The organism is Marinactinospora endophytica (assembly GCF_054780875.1).
Genome location: NZ_BAAGVM010000004.1, coordinates 73,463 through 93,572, shown reverse-complemented (window position 1 = coordinate 93,572; position 20,110 = coordinate 73,463). Strand labels below are relative to the sequence as shown.

Here is a 20,110-nt window from a genome sequence, read left to right as displayed (position 1 = left end):
GCGGGAGCAGCGGCCACGGCGGCGCGGACGCCGGGACGGCGAGCCCGGTCAGGAATCGTCGCGGTCCGGGACCGTCCGCCCGGGACCCCAGCGGGTGTCGATGTCCGGCGGGCGCTCGCCGGCCGCCGCCGGCCGCCACTTGCGGGCCCGCCCCTTGCGCAGGACGGCCCCGGTCAGCACCGAGAAGACGACGACGAACGCGGCGGCGCCAGCCACCGCGGCCGTGGTGGCGGCCTCCACCGAGCCACGCGGCGACGGGTCGGGGACGAACTCGTCACCCGCCACGCGGGTGTCGCCGGCGGCCGGCTGGTTGGTCAGGGCGGCCAGCGGGTCGATCCGGCCGTGGCCGGACAGCGGGTCATCGGCGCCATCGGGGGAGGCGTAGGCGGTCGCGGCGAGCCGTTCCCGCACCTGGGCCTCGGTCAGGCTGGCGGCGTGGGAGCGCAGCAGCGCCGCCGTGCCGGCAACGAACGCGGCGGCCACCCCGTCACCGGCGCTGACGAAGTGCCCGTCCCCGCCGGGACCCACCCCCATGACCCGGTCGCCGGGCGCGGTTACGTCCACCCGGGCGGTCTCGCCGTCCTCCCCGGTGACCGGGGCCTCGCGCACCGGGACGCCCGCCACGTCGTGCGCCGCCACGCTCAGCACGTCGGGGTTCTGCGCCGGGTAGCCGGGCAGCGGGCCGTCGGGGCCATTCGCCGTCGACGGGGCGATGACGACCGCGTCGGCGTCGACGGCGGCGGCCACCGCCGAGTCGAGCGCCTCGGAGCCCGCCAGCGCTGCTGTGCCGACCAGGATCACGTCGGCGCCGGCGGCGACCGCGTCCCGGATCCCCGAGGCGATCTGGCCGGCGGAGGTGAGACCGGTGTCGTCCTCGCCGGTCGGCACGGCGGTGATCCGGGCGCCCGGCGCGACACCGACGAATCCGCTGTCGGACTGCGGCCGGGCGGCGGCGAGCCCGGCGAGGAAGCTGCCGAACCCGAGGCAGTCGGTGCCGGCGCCGGACACCGCGCCGGAGAGCGCCCCCGCGCCGTCCTCCACGCCGGTGGCGAGGACGGCGACGGTCGTGCCCGATCCACGGCTCAGTTCGTGCGCCTCGGCCAGCCCGAGCGCGTTGTGCGTCCACGGCGCCTCGGCCACCACGTCGGTGCCGGCGCTCACGCAGGGGTCGTCCGCCGCCTTGAGCGAGGCGATCTGCGGTAGCGCGGCCGGTTCGGCGCTGGGGGAGGCGGAGGGGGCGGCGCTGGGGGAGGCGGAGGGCTCGGTGCTTGCGGCGTGCGCCGGGGCCGCCACCGGAACGAGGGCGAGCAGCGCGACGGCGGCGGTGCCGCGCACGGCCGCGCGCCGGGCCCCCGGCGAACGGCGCCCGCGCACGGGGGCGTGCCGCGTCATGGTCCGGTACTCCATCGGCAGGGTTCCCTTTCCAGGCTGCCGTTCGGGCTCGGGGCTCGAACACTCTAGCCATGTGCGCCCGGGCGTCCCGCGGGTGCTAGTGTCCCCCGGTCGGCTCCGGGCCCGGGGTGTACGGGGACGGGGACCGCCGGGGCGGCGAGGCCGGCTGCGGGCTCGCCGCACTGCCAGAGTTCTCTTACCGCCGGACGAGCGGTGACATGGGAATACGTGGTGTCCCGAAGATGAACGGCGCGAATTTCCAGGTCGCGGGCGTGTGTGAGGTGCGCCACTTTCCTGGGCTCATGTGAAGCCAACGGGAAGAGCATATGATGCCACATACGCCTGCCTTGGGGTGGTGAGTGGCCGGATCGGCCCCAATGGGTCCCGCCCCAGGTGGGAGCGGCTGCGGGCTTCCCCCGTGGCATGCCCGCCCAGACACGGCCGCCGCCAGGAGATGGCATTTCGATAAAGAAATGGAGTCGGCAGCGACTCGAATTAACCCGCCATTTTCATTTCTGACATCCAGCTGCATCCGCCGGTCGCGGTGAACGTGATCGGCGGGTGAAACGTGGCCGAATATTCGGCTGCGCGGGAAACGGAAACGCGCGGCGCCCGCACCCCGGCCGCCGCCCACGCCGCCAGTCGTCGGTGTGGCGGCCGCGTGGCGGAAACCCCTGCTGGGCTGGGGAGCCAGTGTCGTGCAGCGCGTGATCCCCCGGCGCCCGGCTGTGCTCCGTCCCACCGGGGAGGGGGCACGGGACAGCGTCACCGCGCGTCCGTATTTCGGTCCGGTCATACTTTCCAGTAATGGTTGCCTTTAGTCATTCCGCCCTCTAGGATCGCTCACGGTAAAGGCCGAAGGAACGGCCGGAGCCGGTCGAAAAATCGGTACCCGACACCGTTTGGAGCCAGCGCATTTCCGCCCCCACACCCTGGAATGCCGCTGGTCAGAACGGATGGAACAGGGGTGAGGAGATGAGGGCCTCCAGCGCGGGCCGCCGGACGACCGCGGTGGGATGCGCCGCGGTGCTCCTCCTCGCCGCCGGCTGCGGCAGCTCCACGGAGCCCGCGGCCGACTCCGCGGCCACCCCCGCCGTCCCCAGCCCCACCGTCGCGGCCGAGGAAGCGGCACTCCAGGCGTACACCGACATGTGGGACCTCGTCGTCGCCGCCTCACACGAGGGCGACGCCGATCCCGACGGACTCGACCGGTACGCCACCGGGGGTGCCCTCATCCTCATGCGCCAGGCCCTTGAGGACGCCGCCGGCGCCCAGGTGTCCGGCGAACCCGTCCTGAACCCCGAGGTCGAGATCGCCGAGCCCGGACAGGCCGAGATCACCGACTGCCTGGACGACTCGGCCTGGGCCATCGGTCCCGGGGGCGGGGGAGGAGGGCAACGTCGCGTCGACGCCGACGTCACCCACGACGGACTCGTCTGGCGCGTTTCCGAACTGCGAATCTGGGAGCCCGGCACATGCTGAGACGAACCTCCGCCACCGCGGTGGCGATCACGGCGATCGCGATGATGAGCGCGTCCCCCGCGCACGCCCAGCCCACCTCGTCCTCCTCCTTCCTCAGCCAGATCGAGTGCGGCACCAACGGCGGATCCGGCTGCTCGGTCCTGCTGCGCTGGCTCCAGGAGCGCGGCGGTTCCCCGGGCACCCCCAGCACCGGCGGCCAGAGCGGCAGCCAGCCCGGCGGCGGCTCCGAGTGGGACGCCATCGACTGGGATGCCATCGACTGGGACGCGGTGGACTGGGACGCGGTGGACTGGGACGCGATCGACTGGGACGCGATCGACTACAGCGGCCAGGGCGAAGAAGGCGAGCCGCCGGTGGACCCCGAGCTGCTCATCCAGGAGTCCATGGACTCCTTCGAGGTCCCCGCCCCCGAGATCGTCACCTCCCCCAGCCCCGACTCGCCCATCCTGGTCCGCACGCCGGTATGGTTCTGGCTCGACCAGGAGTCGTGGGAGCCCGCCACCGCCAGCGCCGTCATCCCCGGCTGGTCCCTGAACATCACCGCCACCCCCACCCAGGTCAAGTGGATCCTGGGTGACGGCACCGAGATGGTCTGCGAGGGCCCGGGCACCCCCTTCGACCCGCAGCAGCACGAGCCGGACGCTGAATCGCCCGACTGCGGTCACGTCTACGAGCGCTCCTCGATCGGCGAACCCGACGAGACGTTCACCGTGCGCGCCGAAATCTCCTGGGGGGTCGACTGGGACTCCTCCGACGGCGGCAGCGGCGAGATGGCGCCCATCACCACATCGTCGGAGATCGACCTGCGGGTCCAGGAGTCGCAGAGCCTGGTCACCGACGCCGGACAGAACTAACGGGCCGCCCGCGCCGCCGGCCCGGCCCGCAGAGGCCCGGGCCAGCCCCCACCCCGGGCGGCGGCCACGCCAGCGGACCCGACCGACCCCCGGGTGCCGTCCGCCCCGTGACACCCGGCGCGCTCCGGTCCTTTCGGCCGGAGCCGCCGCGCGGCGGAAGCCACGGACGGCACCCGCCGGGGGCGCCCGCCCCCGGACACAGATCTACGAGGAGAGTTTGGTGGAGACAGCGACGACCGGACCCAAGCCACCCGCCGCCGGCGGGACCCCGGTCCGGCTGCTGGGCAGCGGGCCACGGCGCTGGCGCTGGCTCGGGTTCGGCGTGGCGCTCATGGCGGCCGGCAGCCTGGTGGCCGCCTTCGCCGTCGAGGGGCTCGACGAACGCCGCGGCGTCCTCGTCGCCAGCGGCGACCTGCCCGCCGGCCACGTCGTCACGGCCAGCGACCTGCGGGTCGCGCGGCTCTCCGGCACCGACGACCTCTCCGTGGTCGGCGAGGACCAGCTGGCCGCCACCATCGGCCGCACCCTCACTGTCCCGGTCACCGAGGGCGCCGTCCTGCCCGAAACCGCGCTCGGCGCCGAGGCCGGCTACCCCGAGGCCGGCCAGGCCATGGTCGGCGCCTCCCTGCCGCCCGGCCGGTTCCCCGTCTCCCTGCGCGCCGGCGCGCAGGTGTCGGTCGTCGTCACCAACAGCCAGGCCGGCGGCGCCCGCGGCGCCGGAGTCGAGGCGTACCCCGCCCACGTGCAGACCTTCGAGGCCGCCGCGGCCGACGGCCCGGCCGTCATCGAACTCGTCGTCGACGCCGCCGACGCCGCGCAGATCTCCGCCGCCGCCGCGGCCGAGCAGATCACCGTGGTGCAGGTCTCCCCGAACGGGGGCGCCTGATGCCCCGCACCGTGGCGCTCTTCTCCCTGGGCGGCGCCCCGGGCGTGACGACGCTCGCCATGGCGCTGGCCAGCGTGTGGCCAGACGAGTCCGGGGCCGTGCTGGTCGAGGCCGACGCCGCCGGCGGCGACATCGGCACCTGGCACCGGCTGCCCGCCTCCCCGGGACTGACCGACTTCGCCGCCGCCTCCCGGCACCGCCAGTCCGGCGCGGGCGAGGGGCCCAGCGCCCACACCCAGACCCTGCCCGGCGGCCTGCCCGTCTGCGTCGCCCCCGTCACCGCCGACCGCGCCGGCGGAGCGGTCCGGCTGCTCGCCGACAACAACCCCACGCTCGCCACCGGCCCCGGACCCGCGGTGATCGCGGACCTCGGCCGCCTCGCCCCGCGCTCCGCCACCGCGCGGCTGGCACTGCAGGCCGACACCGCGCTCCTCGTCACCCGCGACGACACCGCCCAGCTGCGCCGGGTCAAGGAGTCCGCCCCGGCGTTCACCGAGTCCTTCAGCCGCCTGCGGCTCGTCGTGGTCGGCGGCGCGGAGTCCGCCAAGGAGATCGCCAACGTCATGGGCATCCCGGTGCTCGCCCAGATCGGCCCCGACGACAAGGCCGCCGCCTTCCTGCGCGGCGAACGCCGTCTCTCCCGCCCGCAGCGCCGCCCGCTCTTCAAGGCCGCCGCCACCCTGGCCGGGCACCTGGCCGAGCCCGCGCCGGCGGACCCGCAGCCCACGGGGACGGCCGCATGAGCACTGACGAGATCCCCTTCCACGAGGACCCGGGCCAGGTCGTCGACCGCGACCTGCTGCGGCAGGTCGACGAGTGGACCACCTGGGTCGCGGCCGAAGCCACCCGGCGGCTCAGCGCGTCCATGCGCGACGGCGCCGAGGAGACCGGCCCCGAGCACCGCCGCCGCGCCGAGCGCGTCATCGCCCAGATCCTCGACCAGGTGGCCAGCGACGCGCTCGCCCAAGGCCGCCCGGTGCTCGATCCCGACACCGAGTCGATGATCGCCCGGCGGGTGCTCGCCCAGGTGTCCGGCCTCGGCCCGCTCCAGCCGCTGCTGGACGACCCCGAGATCGAGAACATCAACATCAACGGCACCAAGGTGTGGGTCCGCTACGCCGATGGCCGCAGGGAACAGCGGCCCGCCGTCTTCCAGAGCCCCGAGGAACTCATCGCCCTGGTGCGGCGCATCGCCGCCGAGTCCACCACCGGCGAGCGGCGCTTCGACCCCGGCGCCCCCATCCTCGACATGCCGCTGCCCGGCGGCGAGCGCATGAACGCCATCATGGAGGTGGCCCGCGAACCCGCCGTCTCCATCCGGCGGCACCGCTACACCAGCACCACCCTGGAGCGCCTCCGCGAACTCGGCACGCTCGACGACACCCTCGTCGCCCTGCTCCGCGCCGCCGTGCGCTCCCGCCGCAACATGGTCATCACCGGCGGCACCGGCGCGGGCAAGACCACGCTGCTGCGCGCCATCGCCTCCGAGATCCCGCCCAGCGAGCGGCTCGTCACCATCGAGGACGTCTTCGAGCTCGGCCTCGACCGCGACACCGCCGCCCACCCCGACTGCGTCGCCCTGCAGGCCCGCCCCGCCAACATCGAGGGCGTCGGCGAGATCACCATCGCCGACCTGGTGCGGACCGCGCTGCGCATGTCGCCGGACCGGGTGATCGTCGGCGAGACGCGCGGCCACGAAACCGTGCCGCTGCTCAACGCCATGAGCCAGGGCAACGACGGCAGCCTCACCACGCTGCACGCCAGCGACTCCGCCGGCGCGTTCACCAAGTTCGGCGCCTACGCCGCGCAATCCGCCGAGCGGCTGCCCCTGGAGGCGACCGCCGCCCTGGTCGCCTCGGCGGTGCACCTCGTCGTGCACGTGTCCGCCTCGCCCACCGGCGGCCGGCGGGTGACGAGCGTCCGCGAAGTCGTCGGCGCCGAAGACCGCAAGGTCGTCTCCAACGAGATCTACCGCCGTGGCCCCGACGGCCGGGCCCTGCCCGCCGCCCCGCCCGGACCGGAGACCATCGACGCGCTGGTCGAGGCCGGCTTCGACACCTCCCTGCTCCGCGTGGACGCCGACGTGAGCGGGTGGTCCGTGTGATCGAGACCATCGCCGTCATCGCGGCCGGCGCCGTCATCGGCGCCGGCGTCTGGCTGGTCCTCGCCGCGCTCGCCGACCCCGAGGCCGGCCGCAGGCTGCGCCGGCTGCGCTCCGCCCCCTTCGAGCAGGGCCGGCCGCTCAAGCTCACGGTGGCCATCGTCGGCGCCGTCGCCGTGTGGACCGTCACCGGTTGGCCGGTCGCCGGGCTCCTCGCCGGGGTCGGCTGCTGGTGGCTGCCCGCCATGCTCGGCCCGGACCGGTACCACCAGCAGCAGGTGGAGCGGATCGAGGCGGTGGCCGCCTGGACGGAGATGCTCCGCGACCTGATGGCGGGCGCCTCCGGCCTGCACCAGGCCATCACCGCGACCCTGCCCATCGCGCCGGCGCCCATCCAGGCCGACGTCGCCCGCCTCAGCGAGCAGCTGCGCCTGGGCCGCCCGCCGCACGAGGCCCTCGCGGAGTTCGCCGACGACGTCGACAACCCCACCGCCGACCTGGTCGCCGCGGCCCTGAGCACCGCGGCCTCCAAGCACGCCGCCGACCTCGGCACCCTGCTCGGCACCCTGGCCGAGTCCGCCCGCGAGCAGTCGGCGATGCTGGTCCGCGCCGCCGCCAACCGCGCCCGGGTGCGCACCTCCACGCGCATCATCATCGCCGTCACGCTCGGCATGGCGGTGCTGCTCATGCTGTTCAGCCCCGACTACCTGGAGCCGTTCGACGGCTTCCTCGGCCAGCTCGTGCTCGGCGGTATCGGCGTGCTGTGGGCCGCCGCCCTCACCTGGCTGGTCCGGCTGTCCCGGCCCAAGCTCGGGCCGCGGGTCCTCGCTCCCGGCAAGCGGCGCGAGGAGGTGCCGGCCTGATGCTCCCCTCCAGCAGCCCGGCTGCGAACCTCCGGCGGCGGAACCCGGCTGCCGGCACGCTCACCCCCGTCCCCGTGCCCGTTCCGTGCGCCCGGCGCCCGCGCCCGGGCCACGGTGCTCCGACCCGAAAAGGTGCCGCCGCATGAGCACCCAGACGCTGCTGCTCGCCGCCATCGGCGGAATCCTGGTGGGATTCGGCCTGTGGCTGGTCGTGGCCGTGCGGTTCGCGCGGCCCAGCCTGGCCGAGCGGCTCGCCGACCCGATGCCGATCGCCCCGGCGCGGCGCGCCGGCACCGGGAACGAGGGCTTCGCGGCCCGCCTCGGCACCATCGGGATCCCGATCCTCTCCACCCTCGGCCTGCCCACCGCCCGGACCCGCCGCGACCTGGAAGTGTGCGACCGCGACGCCGCCCGCTACCTCGCCGAGAAGTTCACCAGCCTGCTCCTCGGCCTGGCCGCCCCGCCGGCCATCGGCGCGATGATGAGCTTCGCCGGCGCCGACCTGCCCCCGCTGCCGGCCGTCGGCGCCTGGGCGCTGTTCGCGGTCATCGCCTGGCTCGCCCCCGACCTGTCGCTGCGGGACGAGGCACGCAAACGCCGCGAGGCCATGCGGCACGCGCTCGCCGGGTTCGCCGACCTCGTCGTGGTGTCCCTCGCCGGCGGCGCCGGCGTGAACGGCGCGCTCACCGACGCCTCAACGGCCAGCACCGGCTGGGCCATGACCCAGATCCGCCTCACGCTGCGCACGGCCGCCCTCAACCGCCAGCCCCCGTGGGTCGCGCTGCGTGAGCTCGGGGACCGCTTCGACGTCACGGAGTTCGCCGAGCTGTCCGCGAGCCTGCAACTCGCCGGAGCCGACGGCGCCCGCGTGCGCGGATCCCTCGCCGCCAAAGCCCGCACCCTGCGCACCCAGCACCTCGCCGAACTCGACGCCGACGCCCAGTCCGCCACCGAACGGATGAGCCTGCCGGTGGTGCTGCTGTTCGCCGGCTTCCTCGTGCTGTTGGGCTACCCGGCCATCAGCCACGTCTTCACCAGCCTCTAGACCACCGTCCCCTTATTGACCACAAAGATCCAGGAGCATTCCGTGAACCGAATCCGCGCCTTCCTCCTCCGCCGCCGCACCCACGGCCGCGACGACGGCTACTCGACGGAGACCGTGCTCGTCATCGCTCTCCTGGTCACGCTCGCCCTCGGCGCGGTCGGGGCCATCTCCACGACCGTGATGGACAAGGCTGAGTCCATCAGCCTGGACTGACCGTGCGACCGAACCGCCGATCCGACGACCGCGGCAGCGCCGAGATCGCCATCGCGACGCCGCTGTTGCTGCTGCTCGTCCTGCTCGTCGTCCAGGTCGCCATCTGGATGCACGGCGACCACGTGGCGAGCAGCGTCGCGCAGCGGGCCGTCGACGCGGCGCGGACCGCCGAGGAGGGCGACGCCCAGTCCTACGCCGAGTCCGTCGCCGACAACCTCGGCGGGTCCATGCTGTCCGAACGGAGCATCGTGATCGAACGCGGAGCCACCACCGCGCGCGTCGTCGTGTCGGCGGAGGTGCCCACCATCATCCCCGGGATGTCCTGGCCGGTCCGCCACGAGCTGACCGCGCCGGTGGAGCGCTTCGTCCCGCCGGCCCCGGCCGAGGTGGCACCGTGATCCGGCGCGGCGCGCACCGCGACCGCGGGTCAGCGGCGGCGGAACTCGCCATCCTGACCCCGCTGCTGATCTCGTTCGCGCTGCTGATGATCCTGGCCGGCCGGGTCGCCGGCGCACGCAGCACCGCCGACGAGGTGGCGCACGCCGCCGCCCGCGCCGCTTCAATGGAACGCGACGTGGCGCAGGCGGAGGCGGCGTCCCAGCAGGTCGCGGCGGCGGCGCTCGCCAGCCACGGGCTCCGCTGCGCCGACTTCACGCTGGAACTCGACCACGGCGGCCTGGAACCGGGCGGCGCTGTCACCGCGGCACTGAGCTGCCACGTGTCGCTCAGCGACCTGTCCGCCCTCAACGTGCCCGGCAGCTACACCGTGCGGGGCGAGTCGACCGCCGTTATCGACACCTACCGGGGGACCCCATGAACACCGGACCGTCGGGCCGTCCCGGTGCGCGCCGCGCGCATCGGGACGGCCCGCGTGCCGCCCGCCGCGACCGTGGCCAGGTGACCGCCTTCGTCGTCATCATGACGTCGGCGTTCATCCTCTGCCTCGGCCTGGTCTTCGACGGCGGCGGCGTGCTGCGCGCCCGCAACCAGGCCGCCATCCTCGCTCAGGAGGCGGCGCGGGTCGGCGCCCAGCAGATCGACATGGCCGCCTACCGCGCCGGCGAACCCACCCGGCTGGACGCCATCGAGGCCGGCGCCGCCGCCCGCGCCTTCCTGTCGAACTCCGGCGCGACCGGCGACGTGAGCGTCAACGGCGACACCGTCACCGTGACCTGCACGGTCGACTACAACTTCACCCTGCTGCCGCTCGGGGGCACCATCGTCGACGGCACCGCCAGCGCCCGCCCGTATTCTGAACCAACCGCGTAGCGTCCTGTGGAGGCGGCCATGCGACGAATCCGACGGCTCAGCGCTCTCCTCCTGAGCTCGGCCCTGCTGGTCGGGCTGCCCTATGTGCTGCTGGTGCACCTGACCTGGCCGGAGCCCGACCTGTCGTGGACCGGCCTGCTCGTCCACCTCAGCAGCTTCCGGGTGCCGCCGGGCCTGTTCACCGCCTTCCTCATCTGCACGCTGTGGGCACTGTGGGGGCTGTACGCCCTCAGCCTCGTGGTGGAGATCGTGGCGCGCGGGCGCGGCGGGACCCGCTGGTTCCGCCCGCTCGGCCCGCTCCAGATCATCGCCGCCACCGCCATCGGCGGCACCGTGGCCGCCCCCGCGCAGGCCATGGCCGACACCGTGCCCACCACCACGATGTCGGTCGAAAACACCGAGACGTCCTCCGCCGGCGAGCAGACCGCCCCACCCAGCGCGGCACCCGACGCGGGCGCGCGGAACAAGGCGACCGAACGGGTGCGGATCGTCACCGGGTTCGCGCTCAACTCCGCCGAGCCGACCGAGGAGATGCGCGAGGACCTCGCCACCACCATCGAGCTCATCCGCAAGCACGGCGACCCGGACGCCGTCATCCGCGTCACCGGGCACACCGACGCCTCCGGCGGCGCCGACGTCAACCAGTGGCTCTCCGAGCAGCGCGCCCAGAGCGTCGCCGGCTACATCACCGAGCAGCTCGGCGAGCAGGCCCCCGACATCGAGGCCGAGGGGCTCGGGTCGGAGCGGCTGCGCGAGGACGCCGACGCCGCGGCGCAGCGGCGGGTGGAGATCAGCTACACCGTCCGCACCGGACCGCCCGCGCCCCCGTCGGCCGCCGCCGTCTCCGCCCAGGGCGACGCGCAGGACGGCGAGACGGCCGGCAGCGGCGACCAGCGCGAAGACGAGCGCGACGACGAAGAGACCGGCAGCGGAGCCGGCGCCACGGACACTGCCGGGTCCAGCACCGAGGACGCGGAAGACACCGCCGGAACCACCGGCACCCCGGACGTGGATCCCCCGGCCAGAGAACAGGCCGAGGAACCCGCCGAGGAGACCGAACTGGAGACGGCCGCGCTCGTCGGCGCCACCTCCTCCACGGAGGAGGCCGTACAGGCGGCGGTCGCGGACGGCGCGGCCGGAGTCGTGGTCCTCTCCATCCCCGACGAGGCGCTGCTCGGCGGCGCCGCGTTCGCCGGCATCCTCGGTGGCTACCTCATCGGCCGCCGTGGCCGCCGCACCGGCGCCCCCCGGCTCGCCCTCTCCCTGCCCCGGACGCTCACCGCCGGCCCCCGGGCCAAGGCCGACGACACCCCGCCGCGCCGGCTGCCGCCGCCCACCGACGTCGACGGGCGCGTCTACGTGGAGCTGAACCACGTGCCGGGCATCGGCATCACGGGCTCCGGCGCGCGCGGCGCCGCCCGGCGGCTGATCGCCAACGCCCTCACCCCGAGCGCCGAGCACCCGGCCCGGGTGCTCATCACGGACGCCGACGCGGTGGTCCTCCTCGGCACGAACGGCAAGCGGCGGCTGGCCGAACGCGACCTGGACGCGGTCCGGGTGGTGGACTCCATGCACGAGGCGCTGACCGAGCTTCAGCGTGAACTGCACGCCCGCGCGGACAGCACTATCCGCTCCGACGACCACGACCCGCTGATCCTCATCGCCACCCCGCCGGAGGACGAGGACGCGCTGTCCGGCCTGCTGCTGCACGGCCAGGAGCGGGGGATCTCGGCGGTCCTCCTCGGCCGCTGGCCGCTCGGCGGCAGCTGCACCATCGAGGCCGACGGCCTGATTACGGAGACGAGCCCGCCGCTCAACGGCATCTACCACGCCTACTGGCCCGGTCTCGACGCCGCCCGCGTCAACGAGATCATTCGCCGCCAGCGGGGAGCCCGCCGGACCGAGGACGCGCCAGGGGACTGGAAGGAACTGTTCGCCCAGATCGCCGCCAACGGCCCGGACGAGACGCCGCGCCCGGCCGCGTCCGGCGAGTCCGCGGAGCCGTCCCGGGCGCCGCAGGTTCCGTTCGAGGAGTCCCCGGCGGAGCAGGCCCCGGCCGGGCAGACCGCGACGGAACAGGAGCCGGCGGAACAGACCGCGACGGAACAGGGAGCGGCGGACCAGACCCCGGCTGAACCGGCCACGACCGCACGGACCGAAAGCACGCGGGCCGAGCGGGTGCGCGCCGCGCTCACGGAGGAGTTCGACCCGTTCTACACGTCCGACCCGGACGACCAGGAGACGGCGCAGCGCCCCGCCGCCACCACACCGGCGGCCAAGACGGAGAGCGAGCCGGCCGCACCGGCGAACCCGTGGCTGCTGGGAACCCCCACGGTGAGCACCGGGAGCACGGAGAGCACCGGGAGCACGGAGAGCGCGGCGGCCGCGAACCGGCGGGAACCCAGCGAGACCGTGGCGGAGGACACCGCCGTCGCCGCGACCGCGCCCGCGACCATGCGGGCCGAGGAGACCCGCGAAGAGGCGGCGACACCGGACGGCGTGACCGGGGAAGCGGAACGGCCGGTGCCGGCCGACGCGGCCGCCACGCCGGCCGAAGCCCCGGCCGAACCGCTCGCCGCGCCCGCGCCGTCCGGCACCGCCGAGGCCGAGCCGGACCCCCGGCCCGAGCCGGCCGAGCCCGGCCGCACCGCTGCGGCCGAGACGGCCCCGCAGCAGCCGGAGTCCACCACACCGGTGGCAGCGAACCCGGTGGAGCAGCAACCTGAAACGCCGCAGCGCACCGGCGCCCCGGCGGCGCCGTCCCCCGACCGGCCCGTGAGCCCCCGCCGCCCGGCCGCACCACCGTCGGCCCGCCGGCGGACCAAGCGGCCGTTCAACCCCGCCGCGTACCGCCGTGAGGCAGCGGCTGCGGCGGAGACCCCGGCTCCGGCCGAAACTCCGGCCCCGCTGGAAGAAGCGGCACCGGCAGGGACCGGCGTCGAGCCAGCCCCGCAGCAGGCGGCTCCCGCGTCGCCCGCTCCGGAGCCCCGCGAGGAGCAGCACCCCACTCCGGAACCGGTCGCGGCCGAGCCCACGGCCCAGCCAGCGGCCACGCCCGCCCCGGAGGCCACGCCCGCTCCGGAACCGGCACCGCAGCCAGAGTCGGGGAAACAGCCGGAGAGGCAGCCGGAGCCCGAGGCGCAGTCGGCACCGGAGGCACAGCCGCAGCCGGAGGCGAAGGCACAGCCGGAATCCACGCCGCAGCCGGAGCCTGCGGTGCCGAGCAGCCTGGACTTCTCGGTGCTCAACCAGCCAGCCGAAGCGGCGCAGCAGCCCAGCAGCCGCCCGGAGCCGCAGGAGGAGGCCCGGCCGAGCGACGCCACACCAGCACCCGCCGGGTCGCGGGCCGTCGCCGCCGAGCCCGCACGAGCGGCGACCCGCGCCCGGAGCCAGGAGACCGCGCCGGGCGACGACCGGCCCCGGAAGGCGGCGAAGAGCACGCCGCCAGAGGCCGCCGAGCCGAAGAAGGAAGCGACGCCGGTGCGCACCGTCACCGGCTTCAAGCCGCGTAAGGCGGGCCGCGGACGGGCCTGGCGCCCCAAGAGCACCGTCGAGCAGGCGGCCGGCAAGGCGGCGCCGAGCGGTCAGCCGGACCCGGACTGATCGGTACCGCCCGGGCCCTCCAGGCATAGGAGAAGCGGCCGACTCCCAAATGGGGGTCGGCCGCTTTGTTGTCGTCGGTGTTGCTGGTTGTTGCTACAGGTCGCCGTCCTTAGCGGCGGCGAGGAAGGCGGTCCACTCGGCTGGGGGGAGGGTGAGGTGGCCGTGGTCGGGGTTCTTGGAGTCGCGGAGGGCGACGGCCGTCGAGAGGTGGGCGCACTCGACGCGGTTGTTGTTGTCGGGAAGGCTGTAGCTGGCCTTACTCCAAGCAGCGCTTGCGCACTCAACACACTGGCCTTTGGCGTTGCTGTAGGCGAACGGCTGCACGACGACCACGTCCACGTCGGCCACGCACTCACCTCCTGGTGGCGCGTCCCCGGCTACACCGGCGAATACCTCGACCACCGCGCCATCCGCACCGCCGCCGACCTGCCCACCGGAGAATCCACACCGTCAGGCGTCTCCGGCGCCACCTGGCTGGCCACCCAGGCCCTGCCACTGCTGCGGCTCACCGGCAACGGCGACGCGCCGGAGGCGGTGCTGTGGCAGCGCATCGGCCGCCGCCGGGTGATGCGCTGGCCGGTCTGGAAACACGACCACGACCTGGAGGCGGCGCGGGAGCTGCTCAGCCACCCGGCACTGGTGGAGGTTGCAGGATGGCGGTCGTGGCGCTGCCCCGCGTCCGGCCGGGACGCGGCCGGCTCCCGGCGGCGCCGCGAGCCCTGACCGCCTGGCCTTTTCCCGCGAACGGGGGTGCCCGCCGGCGCCATGCCAGCGGTGAGCTGCCCCGCGCGGCCGGCCACGACCACCGTACGGGACGTTCATGCAGTTGGAACTGTACGCCGATGTGCTGTGCCCCTGGTGCTACATCGGCAAGAGACGCCTGGCAGCCGCCCTGGCGGACGGAATCGACCGCGACAGTGTCGAGGTCGTCTGGCGCGGCTACGAACTCGCGCCGGACGAAAGCCGCATTCCCGGCCCGCCCGCAGCCGAGGCCATGACCGGCTGGTGGGGCGGTCAGGCGTCCGCCCGGATTGACCGGATCCGGGCGCTGGGCGCCGCCCAAGGGCTGGAGCTCAACTTGCACCTGGCCCGCCCGGTCAGCACCTTTGACGCGCACCGGCTGGTCAAGCTCGCCGCCCGGCACGGCCGGGCCGACCAGATGATGGAACTACTGTTGCGCGCCTACCACACCGAGGGGTGCAACGTGGCCGACGCGCAGGTCCTGCGGCGCCTGGGCGGGGAGGCCGGGCTGGACGCCGGGCAGGTGGCGGCGGTGCTGGACAGCGACGACTACGCCGGCGAGGTGCGCGCCGATCAGCGTCGCGCGAAGGAGCACGGCATCACCGGTGTGCCCACCCTCGTGGTCGACGGCGGCCCGCCGGTCCCCGGCGTGCGACCCGTCGCGGATTTGCGCGCGCTGCTGCGCAAGGCGGCCCGGTGACGAGCTGACGCGGCGACTGCGGCGGCCGGTCTCCGCTCCACGCTCAGTGCCCCATTGGCTCGCGGCCCGGCCACGGCGGTCGACCAGGTCCTCACCACGGTGCCCGCTGCCGTCCGGCGCCGGGTTGGCGGGGCAGGTCACCGCCGCCCGCGTGCCTGGCGAGCGGATCCGTCCGCCGGCAGAGTCCTCAAGGCGGCCGGAAACACGAACGGCCGCTCTTAGAGCGGCCGTACTTTCGGGCGAACCGTCCGATCGTGATGATCAGTGCTGCCCTGCTGGTGCCCCCTGCAGGATTCGAACCTGCGCACACGGCTCCGGAGGCCGTTGCTCTATCCCCTGAGCTAAGGGGGCTCGCTGTGATGACAACTCTAGCAGGGGTCGGGGAGTGGGTTGCGCGCCCAGAGCGGCCACGGGGGCTTTCGGGGCATGGGGTGCCCCGAACGGCGGCGGCGGACAGGTCGAGGGCGTTAGTCTCACGGCCGTGAGTGAAACGTTGGGGCGGGTACTGGTCGTCGACGACGACGAGGTCATTCGGCAGCTCATCACCGTGAATCTGCAACTGGAGGGGTTCGAGGTCCACGGGGCCTCCGACGGGCAGGACTGCCTGGAGCGGGTCGAGGAGGTCGAGCCCGATGTCGTCACACTCGACGTCATGATGCCGCGGCTCGACGGCTGGGAGACCGCGCAGCGGCTGCGCGACGCCGAGCGCACCAGACACGTCAAGGTCGTGCTCATCACCGCGCGGGCGCAGGAGGCCGACCTGCGCCGCGGCCACGAGATCGGCGTCGACGCCTATCTCACCAAGCCGTTCGACCCGGCCGAGCTGATCGACGTCGTGCGCGACCTCGCCGGCGTCGGACCGGCCGACTAGGGCCGTGCCCGCGCCGACCCCCCCACCCGCCGGGGAGCGTCACGTCGAGGGGATGACCCCCCGTCGGCTGGACGCGCTGCTCCGCGCCGCCTGCGCCGCGGCCACCGGCCTGGACGCCGACGGATTGCCCGCGGCCGATCCCCGCAGAGTCCCCCCGGAACGGCCCGGCGACTACGCCACCGCGCTGCCGATGCGGCTGGCCGGGCCCCTCGGCCGTCCGGCCCGGGACGTCGCCGCCGATCTCGCCGCCGAACTGCGGACCCGTCCGCACGTGACCGCCGCCGTCGTGGACGGCCCCGGTTTCGTCAACGTGTCCCTCACCGCCGTCTCCCGGGTCTCCCTCCTGGCCGCGGCGGCCGAAGACGGCATGGCCTACCTGGCCGGGGCGCCCCTCGCCGAGATGACCACGGGGCCGGCGGCCGCGGCGCGGGCCGCCTCGGCCCTGGCCCGCGCCGAGACGGTCGGCGCCGCGCGCGACTGGGCCCGCGCCGACGCGCGCCGGCGCATCGCCCTGGCCGCCGCCGGCGTCTCGGCGGCGCCCCGGCCGGGGGCGAGCCCCTGTCCGGCGCGACGGGACCCCGCCGCGCCGGTCGCCGCGGTGGGGGAGGGGGGCTGGCGCGATCCCCTGTTCGGCGCCGTGGACGTGGCCACCGAGGCCGCGCGGCTGCTGGCCGTCACGGGCGAGGCGAGCGCGCGGGTCGCGTTCTGCCGCTCGCTGCCCGAACGCCCCCGTCCCGGGGAGGAGACGGGGCCGGGCCTGCCCGCGCTCCCCACGGCCGACGCCCCGGGGCTCTGGGCGCGCCACGGCGGCGGTAACCCGGCCTTCGCCGTCCGCTACGCCCACGCCCACGCCCGTACGACGCTGGAGGTGTGGGCGCCCGCGCTCGGCCTGCCCCCCGCCGGGCACCCGTTCCCGGCGGGGCTGGATGTGGTCGCCGACCTGTCCGCGCCGCCCGCCGCCGCGCTCGTGGGCGCGCTGTTCGACGGACCGGGGACGCTGGCCACGGCGGCCCGGCGTAGCGAACCCCATATCCTGGTTCGATACCTGGAGGGCCTCGCCGCTGCCTACCATGAGTGGCGGGAGTCCTGTGATGTCGTCTTGGGGGAGAGCGGAGGCGCGACCGCGTCCGACGACGCGCGCGGAGAGGTCACCGCAGCCCGGCTCGGCGCCTGTGCGGCCGTGGCGGGCGTCCTACGCGCGGGACTGTCCCTGATCGGCGTGGCCGCGCCCACGAGGCTGTAGGCCCGCCGGACATCTGCTGTTCTCCGATCATTGCCACGCCCAGCCGAGAGTTGCCGCCATGAGCCGTTACGCCCACCCCGCAGGCCCACGCCACGCGGACGTGCTCCCCGAGGAGCACCCGCCGATCCCGCCCCACAGCCTGGTCGAGCTCGACGAGAAGGTGTGGCCGCGCACGGCACGGCGGGTCGACGGCGAGATCACCATCGGCGGCGTCGCCGTCAGCGAGCTCGCCCGCGAGTACGGGACGCCGCTGTTCGTCCTCGACGAGGAGGACTTCCGGGCGCGCGCCCGCGACTACCGGCTCGCCTTCGGCGACGCCGAGGCCGACGTCTACTACGCGGGCAAGGCCCTGCTCACCAAGGCCGTCGCCCGGTGGGTGCACGAGGAGGGCCTCAAGCTGGACGTGTGCAGCGGCGGCGAGCTCGCGGTCGCGCTGGCCGCGGGCTTCCCGCCCGAGCGCATCGGCATGCACGGCAACAACAAGTCCGAGGCCGAGCTCGCCCGCGCGATCGAGGTCGGCGTGGGCCGGATCATCGTCGACTCCTTCGACGAGATCGACCGGTTGGAGCGGTTGGCCGCCGCCCAGGGACGTGTGCCGCGCGTGCTCGTGCGCGTCACCACCGGTGTCGAGGCGCACACCCACGAGTTCGTCGCCACGGCGCACGACGACCAGAAGTTCGGGCTGGCGCTGAGCACCGGTGCCGCGGCGACCGCGGTGCGCCGCCTGCTGGCCTGCGATCACGTCGAACTGGTCGGCCTGCACTCCCACATCGGTTCGCAGATCTTCGACACCGCCGGGTTCGAGGTCGCGGCGCGTCGTCTCAGCGCCTTCCTCACCGAGATCCACCGCGAGCACGGGATCGTGCTGCCGGAGCTGGACCTTGGGGGTGGCCTGGGGATCGCCTACCTGCCCGGCGACCGCCCGTTGGAGCCGAAGGAGATCGCCGACAGTCTCCTGACGATCGTGCGACGCGAGTGCGAGGCGCACGGACTGCCGATGCCGCGTATCGCGGTGGAGCCGGGGCGCGCGATCGCGGGCCCGTGCGGGGTCACCGTCTACGAGGTCGGCACGATCAAGGACGTCGAGGGGATCCGCACCTACGTCAGCGTCGACGGCGGGATGAGCGACAACATCCGCACGGCGCTGTACGAGGCGGAGTACACCTGCGCCCTGGCGTCCCGCGCCGGGGAGGGGGCGCCGATGCTGTCCCGCCTGGTCGGCAAGCACTGCGAGAGCGGCGACATCGTCGTGCGCGACCTGTACCTGCCCGATGACCTGCGCACCGGTGACCTCGTGGCGGTGGCGGCCACCGGCGCCTACTGCCACTCCATGGCCAGCAATTACAACCACCTGCCCCGTCCGGCGGTGGTGGCGGTGCGCGACGGGAGCGCGCGCGTGCTGGTGCGGCGGGAGACCGAGGACGATCTCCTCCGCCTGGACGTAGGCTGAGTCCCGGCCACCCCCGGCCGGCCCTCACGGGCCCGGCGTGATCCGGATCGAAGTATGAGCGAAGAAGTGGGAGTCACCCCCTCATGGCACTGAAGGTGGCGCTGCTGGGTTGCGGCGTAGTGGGCTCGGAAGTGGTGCGGTTGATCCGCGAGCAGTCGTCCGAGCTGACCGCGCGCGTCGGGACGTCTCTGGAGATCGGAGGTGTCGCGGTGCGCCGGCTCGGGCGTGCCCGCGGCACGGGCCTGGACCCCGAGCTGTTCACCACGGACGCCATGGGGTTGGTGACACGCGAGGACATCGACCTGGTGGTCGAGGTCATCGGCGGGATCGAACCGGCCCGGTCGCTCATCCTCGCCGCGATCAAGTCCGGCAAGTCCGTGGTCACGGCGAACAAGGCGCTGCTGGCCGAGGACGGTGCCGCGATCCACGAGGCCGCGCGCGCCGCCGGGGTCGACGTCTACTACGAGGCGAGCGTGGCCGGCGCCATCCCGCTGCTGCGCCCGCTGCGCGACTCCCTCGCCGGCGACCGGGTGAACCGGGTGCTGGGCATCGTCAACGGCACCACGAACTACATCCTCGACCGGATGGACTCCCTCGGCGCGGGGTTCACCGAGTCGCTGGAGGAGGCGCAGTCGCTGGGCTACGCCGAGGCCGACCCCACGGCCGACGTCGAGGGGTTCGACGCGGCGGCCAAGGCGGCGATCCTCGCCCGGCTGGCCTTCCACACCCAGGTCACGGCGGCCGACGTGCACCGTGAGGGCATCACCGAGGTGACGGCCGGCGACATCGCCAGCGCCAAGGACATGGGCTGCGTCGTGAAACTGCTCGCGATCTGCCAGCGCTCCGAGGACGGGGCGTCGGTGGGGGTGCGCGTCCACCCGGTGATGCTGCCGCGCGAGCATCCGCTGGCCAACGTCACCGAGGCCTACAACGCGGTGTTCGTCGAGGCGGAGTCGGCCGGCCGGCTGATGTTCTACGGGGCCGGCGCGGGAGGGGCGCCCACCGCCAGCGCGGTGCTCGGCGACATCGTCGCCGTGGCGCGCAACAGGCTCGCGGGCACCTCCGTCGCCGACGGGGGCGAGGACGCCGGGCTGCCGGTGCACCCGATGGGCGAGACCGTCACCAGCTACCACGTCTCCCTGGACGTCGCGGACCGGCCGGGGGTGCTGGCCCGCGTCGCCGAGGTGTTCGCGGCCAACGGCGTGTCGATCAAGAACGTGCGCCAGGAGGGGATGGGCGAGGACGCCCAGCTCGTCCTGGTCAGCCACCGGGCTCCCGACGCGGCGCTGTCGGCAACGGTGGAACAGCTCAGGGAGCTGGACATGGTGCGTTCGGTGGCCAGCGTCATGCGCGTCGAGACGTTCAGCGACAGGTGACGTCGACGCCGCGGGCGGGCT

General features: G+C 74.5%; 20 protein-coding genes and 1 tRNA gene. 18 read left to right on the top strand and 3 right to left on the bottom strand.

Annotation, left to right across the window (positions count from 1 at the left end):
* Positions 1–48: 48 nt before the first annotated feature.
* Positions 49–1,392 carry a S8 family serine peptidase gene (locus ACYVHU_RS09400; RefSeq protein ID WP_498948114.1) on the bottom strand — a complete coding sequence of 448 codons (1,344 nt, stop codon included), beginning with the start codon at positions 1,390–1,392 and terminating at the stop codon, positions 49–51.
* Positions 1,393–2,367: 975 nt separating this feature from the next.
* Between ACYVHU_RS09400 and ACYVHU_RS09395 the strand changes: the two genes are divergently transcribed.
* The 12 genes from ACYVHU_RS09395 (at position 2,368) to ACYVHU_RS09340 (ending at position 13,708) form a co-directional block, all read left to right on the top strand.
* Complete coding sequence (locus ACYVHU_RS09395; RefSeq protein WP_498948113.1) at positions 2,368–2,874, top strand: hypothetical protein; 507 nt, start codon at positions 2,368–2,370, stop codon at positions 2,872–2,874.
* The gene (locus tag ACYVHU_RS09390) at positions 2,868–3,728 is read left to right on the top strand and encodes a hypothetical protein (protein WP_498948112.1); all 861 of its coding nucleotides are present in this window, start codon (positions 2,868–2,870) and stop codon (positions 3,726–3,728) included. The genes ACYVHU_RS09395 and ACYVHU_RS09390 overlap by 7 nt, the downstream gene beginning before the upstream one ends.
* A gap of 220 nt (positions 3,729–3,948) precedes the next feature.
* Positions 3,949–4,614 carry an SAF domain-containing protein gene (locus tag ACYVHU_RS09385; protein WP_235000906.1) on the top strand — a complete coding sequence of 222 codons (666 nt, stop codon included), beginning with the start codon at positions 3,949–3,951 and terminating at the stop codon, positions 4,612–4,614.
* Complete coding sequence (locus tag ACYVHU_RS09380) at positions 4,614–5,357, top strand: CpaE/TadZ family protein (protein ID WP_078761479.1); 744 nt, start codon at positions 4,614–4,616, stop codon at positions 5,355–5,357. The genes ACYVHU_RS09385 and ACYVHU_RS09380 overlap by 1 nt, the downstream gene beginning before the upstream one ends.
* Positions 5,354–6,718 (top strand): TadA family conjugal transfer-associated ATPase, encoded by a 1,365-nt coding sequence (locus tag ACYVHU_RS09375; protein ID WP_078761478.1) that lies wholly within the window; start codon positions 5,354–5,356, stop codon positions 6,716–6,718. Before ACYVHU_RS09380 ends, ACYVHU_RS09375 begins: the two co-directional genes overlap by 4 nt.
* The gene (locus ACYVHU_RS09370; RefSeq protein ID WP_078761477.1) at positions 6,706–7,578 is read left to right on the top strand and encodes a type II secretion system F family protein; all 873 of its coding nucleotides are present in this window, start codon (positions 6,706–6,708) and stop codon (positions 7,576–7,578) included. The genes ACYVHU_RS09375 and ACYVHU_RS09370 overlap by 13 nt, the downstream gene beginning before the upstream one ends.
* Positions 7,579–7,720: 142 nt before the next feature.
* A complete protein-coding gene (locus ACYVHU_RS09365) occupies positions 7,721–8,623 on the top strand; it encodes a type II secretion system F family protein (RefSeq protein WP_235000905.1) in 903 nt (300 codons plus the stop codon).
* A gap of 42 nt (positions 8,624–8,665) precedes the next feature.
* On the top strand, positions 8,666–8,836 hold the full coding sequence (locus tag ACYVHU_RS09360) for a hypothetical protein (RefSeq protein ID WP_200813605.1): 171 nt from the start codon (positions 8,666–8,668) through the stop codon (positions 8,834–8,836).
* A 2-nt stretch (positions 8,837–8,838) separates the two neighbouring features.
* Positions 8,839–9,234, top strand: a complete 396-nt coding sequence (locus ACYVHU_RS09355; protein WP_235000904.1) for a TadE/TadG family type IV pilus assembly protein — start codon at positions 8,839–8,841, stop codon at positions 9,232–9,234.
* A complete protein-coding gene (locus ACYVHU_RS09350; protein ID WP_078761476.1) occupies positions 9,231–9,653 on the top strand; it encodes a TadE family protein in 423 nt (140 codons plus the stop codon). Before ACYVHU_RS09355 ends, ACYVHU_RS09350 begins: the two co-directional genes overlap by 4 nt.
* Positions 9,650–10,105, top strand: a complete 456-nt coding sequence (locus ACYVHU_RS09345; RefSeq protein ID WP_144390072.1) for a TadE/TadG family type IV pilus assembly protein — start codon at positions 9,650–9,652, stop codon at positions 10,103–10,105. The genes ACYVHU_RS09350 and ACYVHU_RS09345 overlap by 4 nt, the downstream gene beginning before the upstream one ends.
* 18 nt (positions 10,106–10,123) lie before the next feature.
* On the top strand, positions 10,124–13,708 hold the full coding sequence (locus ACYVHU_RS09340; RefSeq protein WP_498948111.1) for an OmpA family protein: 3,585 nt from the start codon (positions 10,124–10,126) through the stop codon (positions 13,706–13,708).
* A gap of 93 nt (positions 13,709–13,801) precedes the next feature.
* Here ACYVHU_RS09340 and ACYVHU_RS09335 read toward each other — a convergent pair whose 3' ends face one another.
* Complete coding sequence (locus tag ACYVHU_RS09335; protein WP_235000940.1) at positions 13,802–14,032, bottom strand: DUF397 domain-containing protein; 231 nt, start codon at positions 14,030–14,032, stop codon at positions 13,802–13,804.
* On the opposite strand from ACYVHU_RS09335, the gene ACYVHU_RS09330 reads away from it, so the two are divergent.
* Together ACYVHU_RS09330 and ACYVHU_RS09325 are read left to right on the top strand one after the other, a co-directional pair.
* Complete coding sequence (locus ACYVHU_RS09330; protein ID WP_455429559.1) at positions 13,997–14,431, top strand: type I-G CRISPR-associated protein, Cas3-extension family; 435 nt, start codon at positions 13,997–13,999, stop codon at positions 14,429–14,431. The genes ACYVHU_RS09335 and ACYVHU_RS09330 overlap by 36 nt on opposite strands.
* A 97-nt stretch (positions 14,432–14,528) precedes the next feature.
* A complete protein-coding gene (locus ACYVHU_RS09325) occupies positions 14,529–15,149 on the top strand; it encodes a DsbA family oxidoreductase (RefSeq protein ID WP_078761473.1) in 621 nt (206 codons plus the stop codon).
* A gap of 276 nt (positions 15,150–15,425) precedes the next feature.
* Here ACYVHU_RS09325 and ACYVHU_RS09320 read toward each other — a convergent pair.
* Positions 15,426–15,500, bottom strand: a tRNA-Arg gene (locus ACYVHU_RS09320).
* Positions 15,501–15,630: 130 nt separating this feature from the next.
* Between ACYVHU_RS09320 and ACYVHU_RS09315 the strand changes: the two genes are divergently transcribed.
* The 4 genes from ACYVHU_RS09315 to ACYVHU_RS09300 all read left to right on the top strand — a co-directional run bounded on the left by ACYVHU_RS09315 (position 15,631) and on the right by ACYVHU_RS09300 (position 20,089).
* A complete protein-coding gene (locus ACYVHU_RS09315; protein ID WP_235000903.1) occupies positions 15,631–16,020 on the top strand; it encodes a response regulator transcription factor in 390 nt (129 codons plus the stop codon).
* Between the two features lie 52 nt (positions 16,021–16,072).
* On the top strand, positions 16,073–17,263 hold the full coding sequence (locus ACYVHU_RS09310; RefSeq protein WP_498948110.1) for a DALR anticodon-binding domain-containing protein: 1,191 nt from the start codon (positions 16,073–16,075) through the stop codon (positions 17,261–17,263).
* A gap of 58 nt (positions 17,264–17,321) precedes the next feature.
* Positions 17,322–18,713 carry a diaminopimelate decarboxylase gene (lysA, locus tag ACYVHU_RS09305; RefSeq protein ID WP_078761470.1) on the top strand — a complete coding sequence of 464 codons (1,392 nt, stop codon included), beginning with the start codon at positions 17,322–17,324 and terminating at the stop codon, positions 18,711–18,713.
* A gap of 83 nt (positions 18,714–18,796) precedes the next feature.
* Positions 18,797–20,089, top strand: a complete 1,293-nt coding sequence (locus ACYVHU_RS09300) for a homoserine dehydrogenase (RefSeq protein ID WP_078761469.1) — start codon at positions 18,797–18,799, stop codon at positions 20,087–20,089.
* The last annotated feature ends 21 nt before the right edge of the window (positions 20,090–20,110 follow it).

Bases quoted from the DNA above. Each gene is read 5' to 3' on its own strand.
- ACYVHU_RS09340 (WP_498948111.1), top strand. From the start codon at position 10,124: ATGCGACGAATCCGACGGCTCAGCGCTCTCCTCCTGAGCTCGGCCCTG.
- ACYVHU_RS09345 (WP_144390072.1), top strand. From the start codon at position 9,650: ATGAACACCGGACCGTCGGGCCGTCCCGGTGCGCGCCGCGCGCATCGG.
- ACYVHU_RS09300 (WP_078761469.1), top strand. From the start codon at position 18,797: ATGGCACTGAAGGTGGCGCTGCTGGGTTGCGGCGTAGTGGGCTCGGAA.
- ACYVHU_RS09390 (WP_498948112.1), top strand. From the start codon at position 2,868: ATGCTGAGACGAACCTCCGCCACCGCGGTGGCGATCACGGCGATCGCG.
- ACYVHU_RS09395 (WP_498948113.1), top strand. From the start codon at position 2,368: ATGAGGGCCTCCAGCGCGGGCCGCCGGACGACCGCGGTGGGATGCGCC.
- ACYVHU_RS09380 (WP_078761479.1), top strand. From the start codon at position 4,614: ATGCCCCGCACCGTGGCGCTCTTCTCCCTGGGCGGCGCCCCGGGCGTG.
- ACYVHU_RS09365 (WP_235000905.1), top strand. From the start codon at position 7,721: ATGAGCACCCAGACGCTGCTGCTCGCCGCCATCGGCGGAATCCTGGTG.
- ACYVHU_RS09375 (WP_078761478.1), top strand. From the start codon at position 5,354: ATGAGCACTGACGAGATCCCCTTCCACGAGGACCCGGGCCAGGTCGTC.
- ACYVHU_RS09325 (WP_078761473.1), top strand. From the start codon at position 14,529: ATGCAGTTGGAACTGTACGCCGATGTGCTGTGCCCCTGGTGCTACATC.
- ACYVHU_RS09400 (WP_498948114.1), bottom strand. From the start codon at position 1,392: ATGACGCGGCACGCCCCCGTGCGCGGGCGCCGTTCGCCGGGGGCCCGG.
- ACYVHU_RS09310 (WP_498948110.1), top strand. From the start codon at position 16,073: ATGACCCCCCGTCGGCTGGACGCGCTGCTCCGCGCCGCCTGCGCCGCG.
- lysA (WP_078761470.1), top strand. From the start codon at position 17,322: ATGAGCCGTTACGCCCACCCCGCAGGCCCACGCCACGCGGACGTGCTC.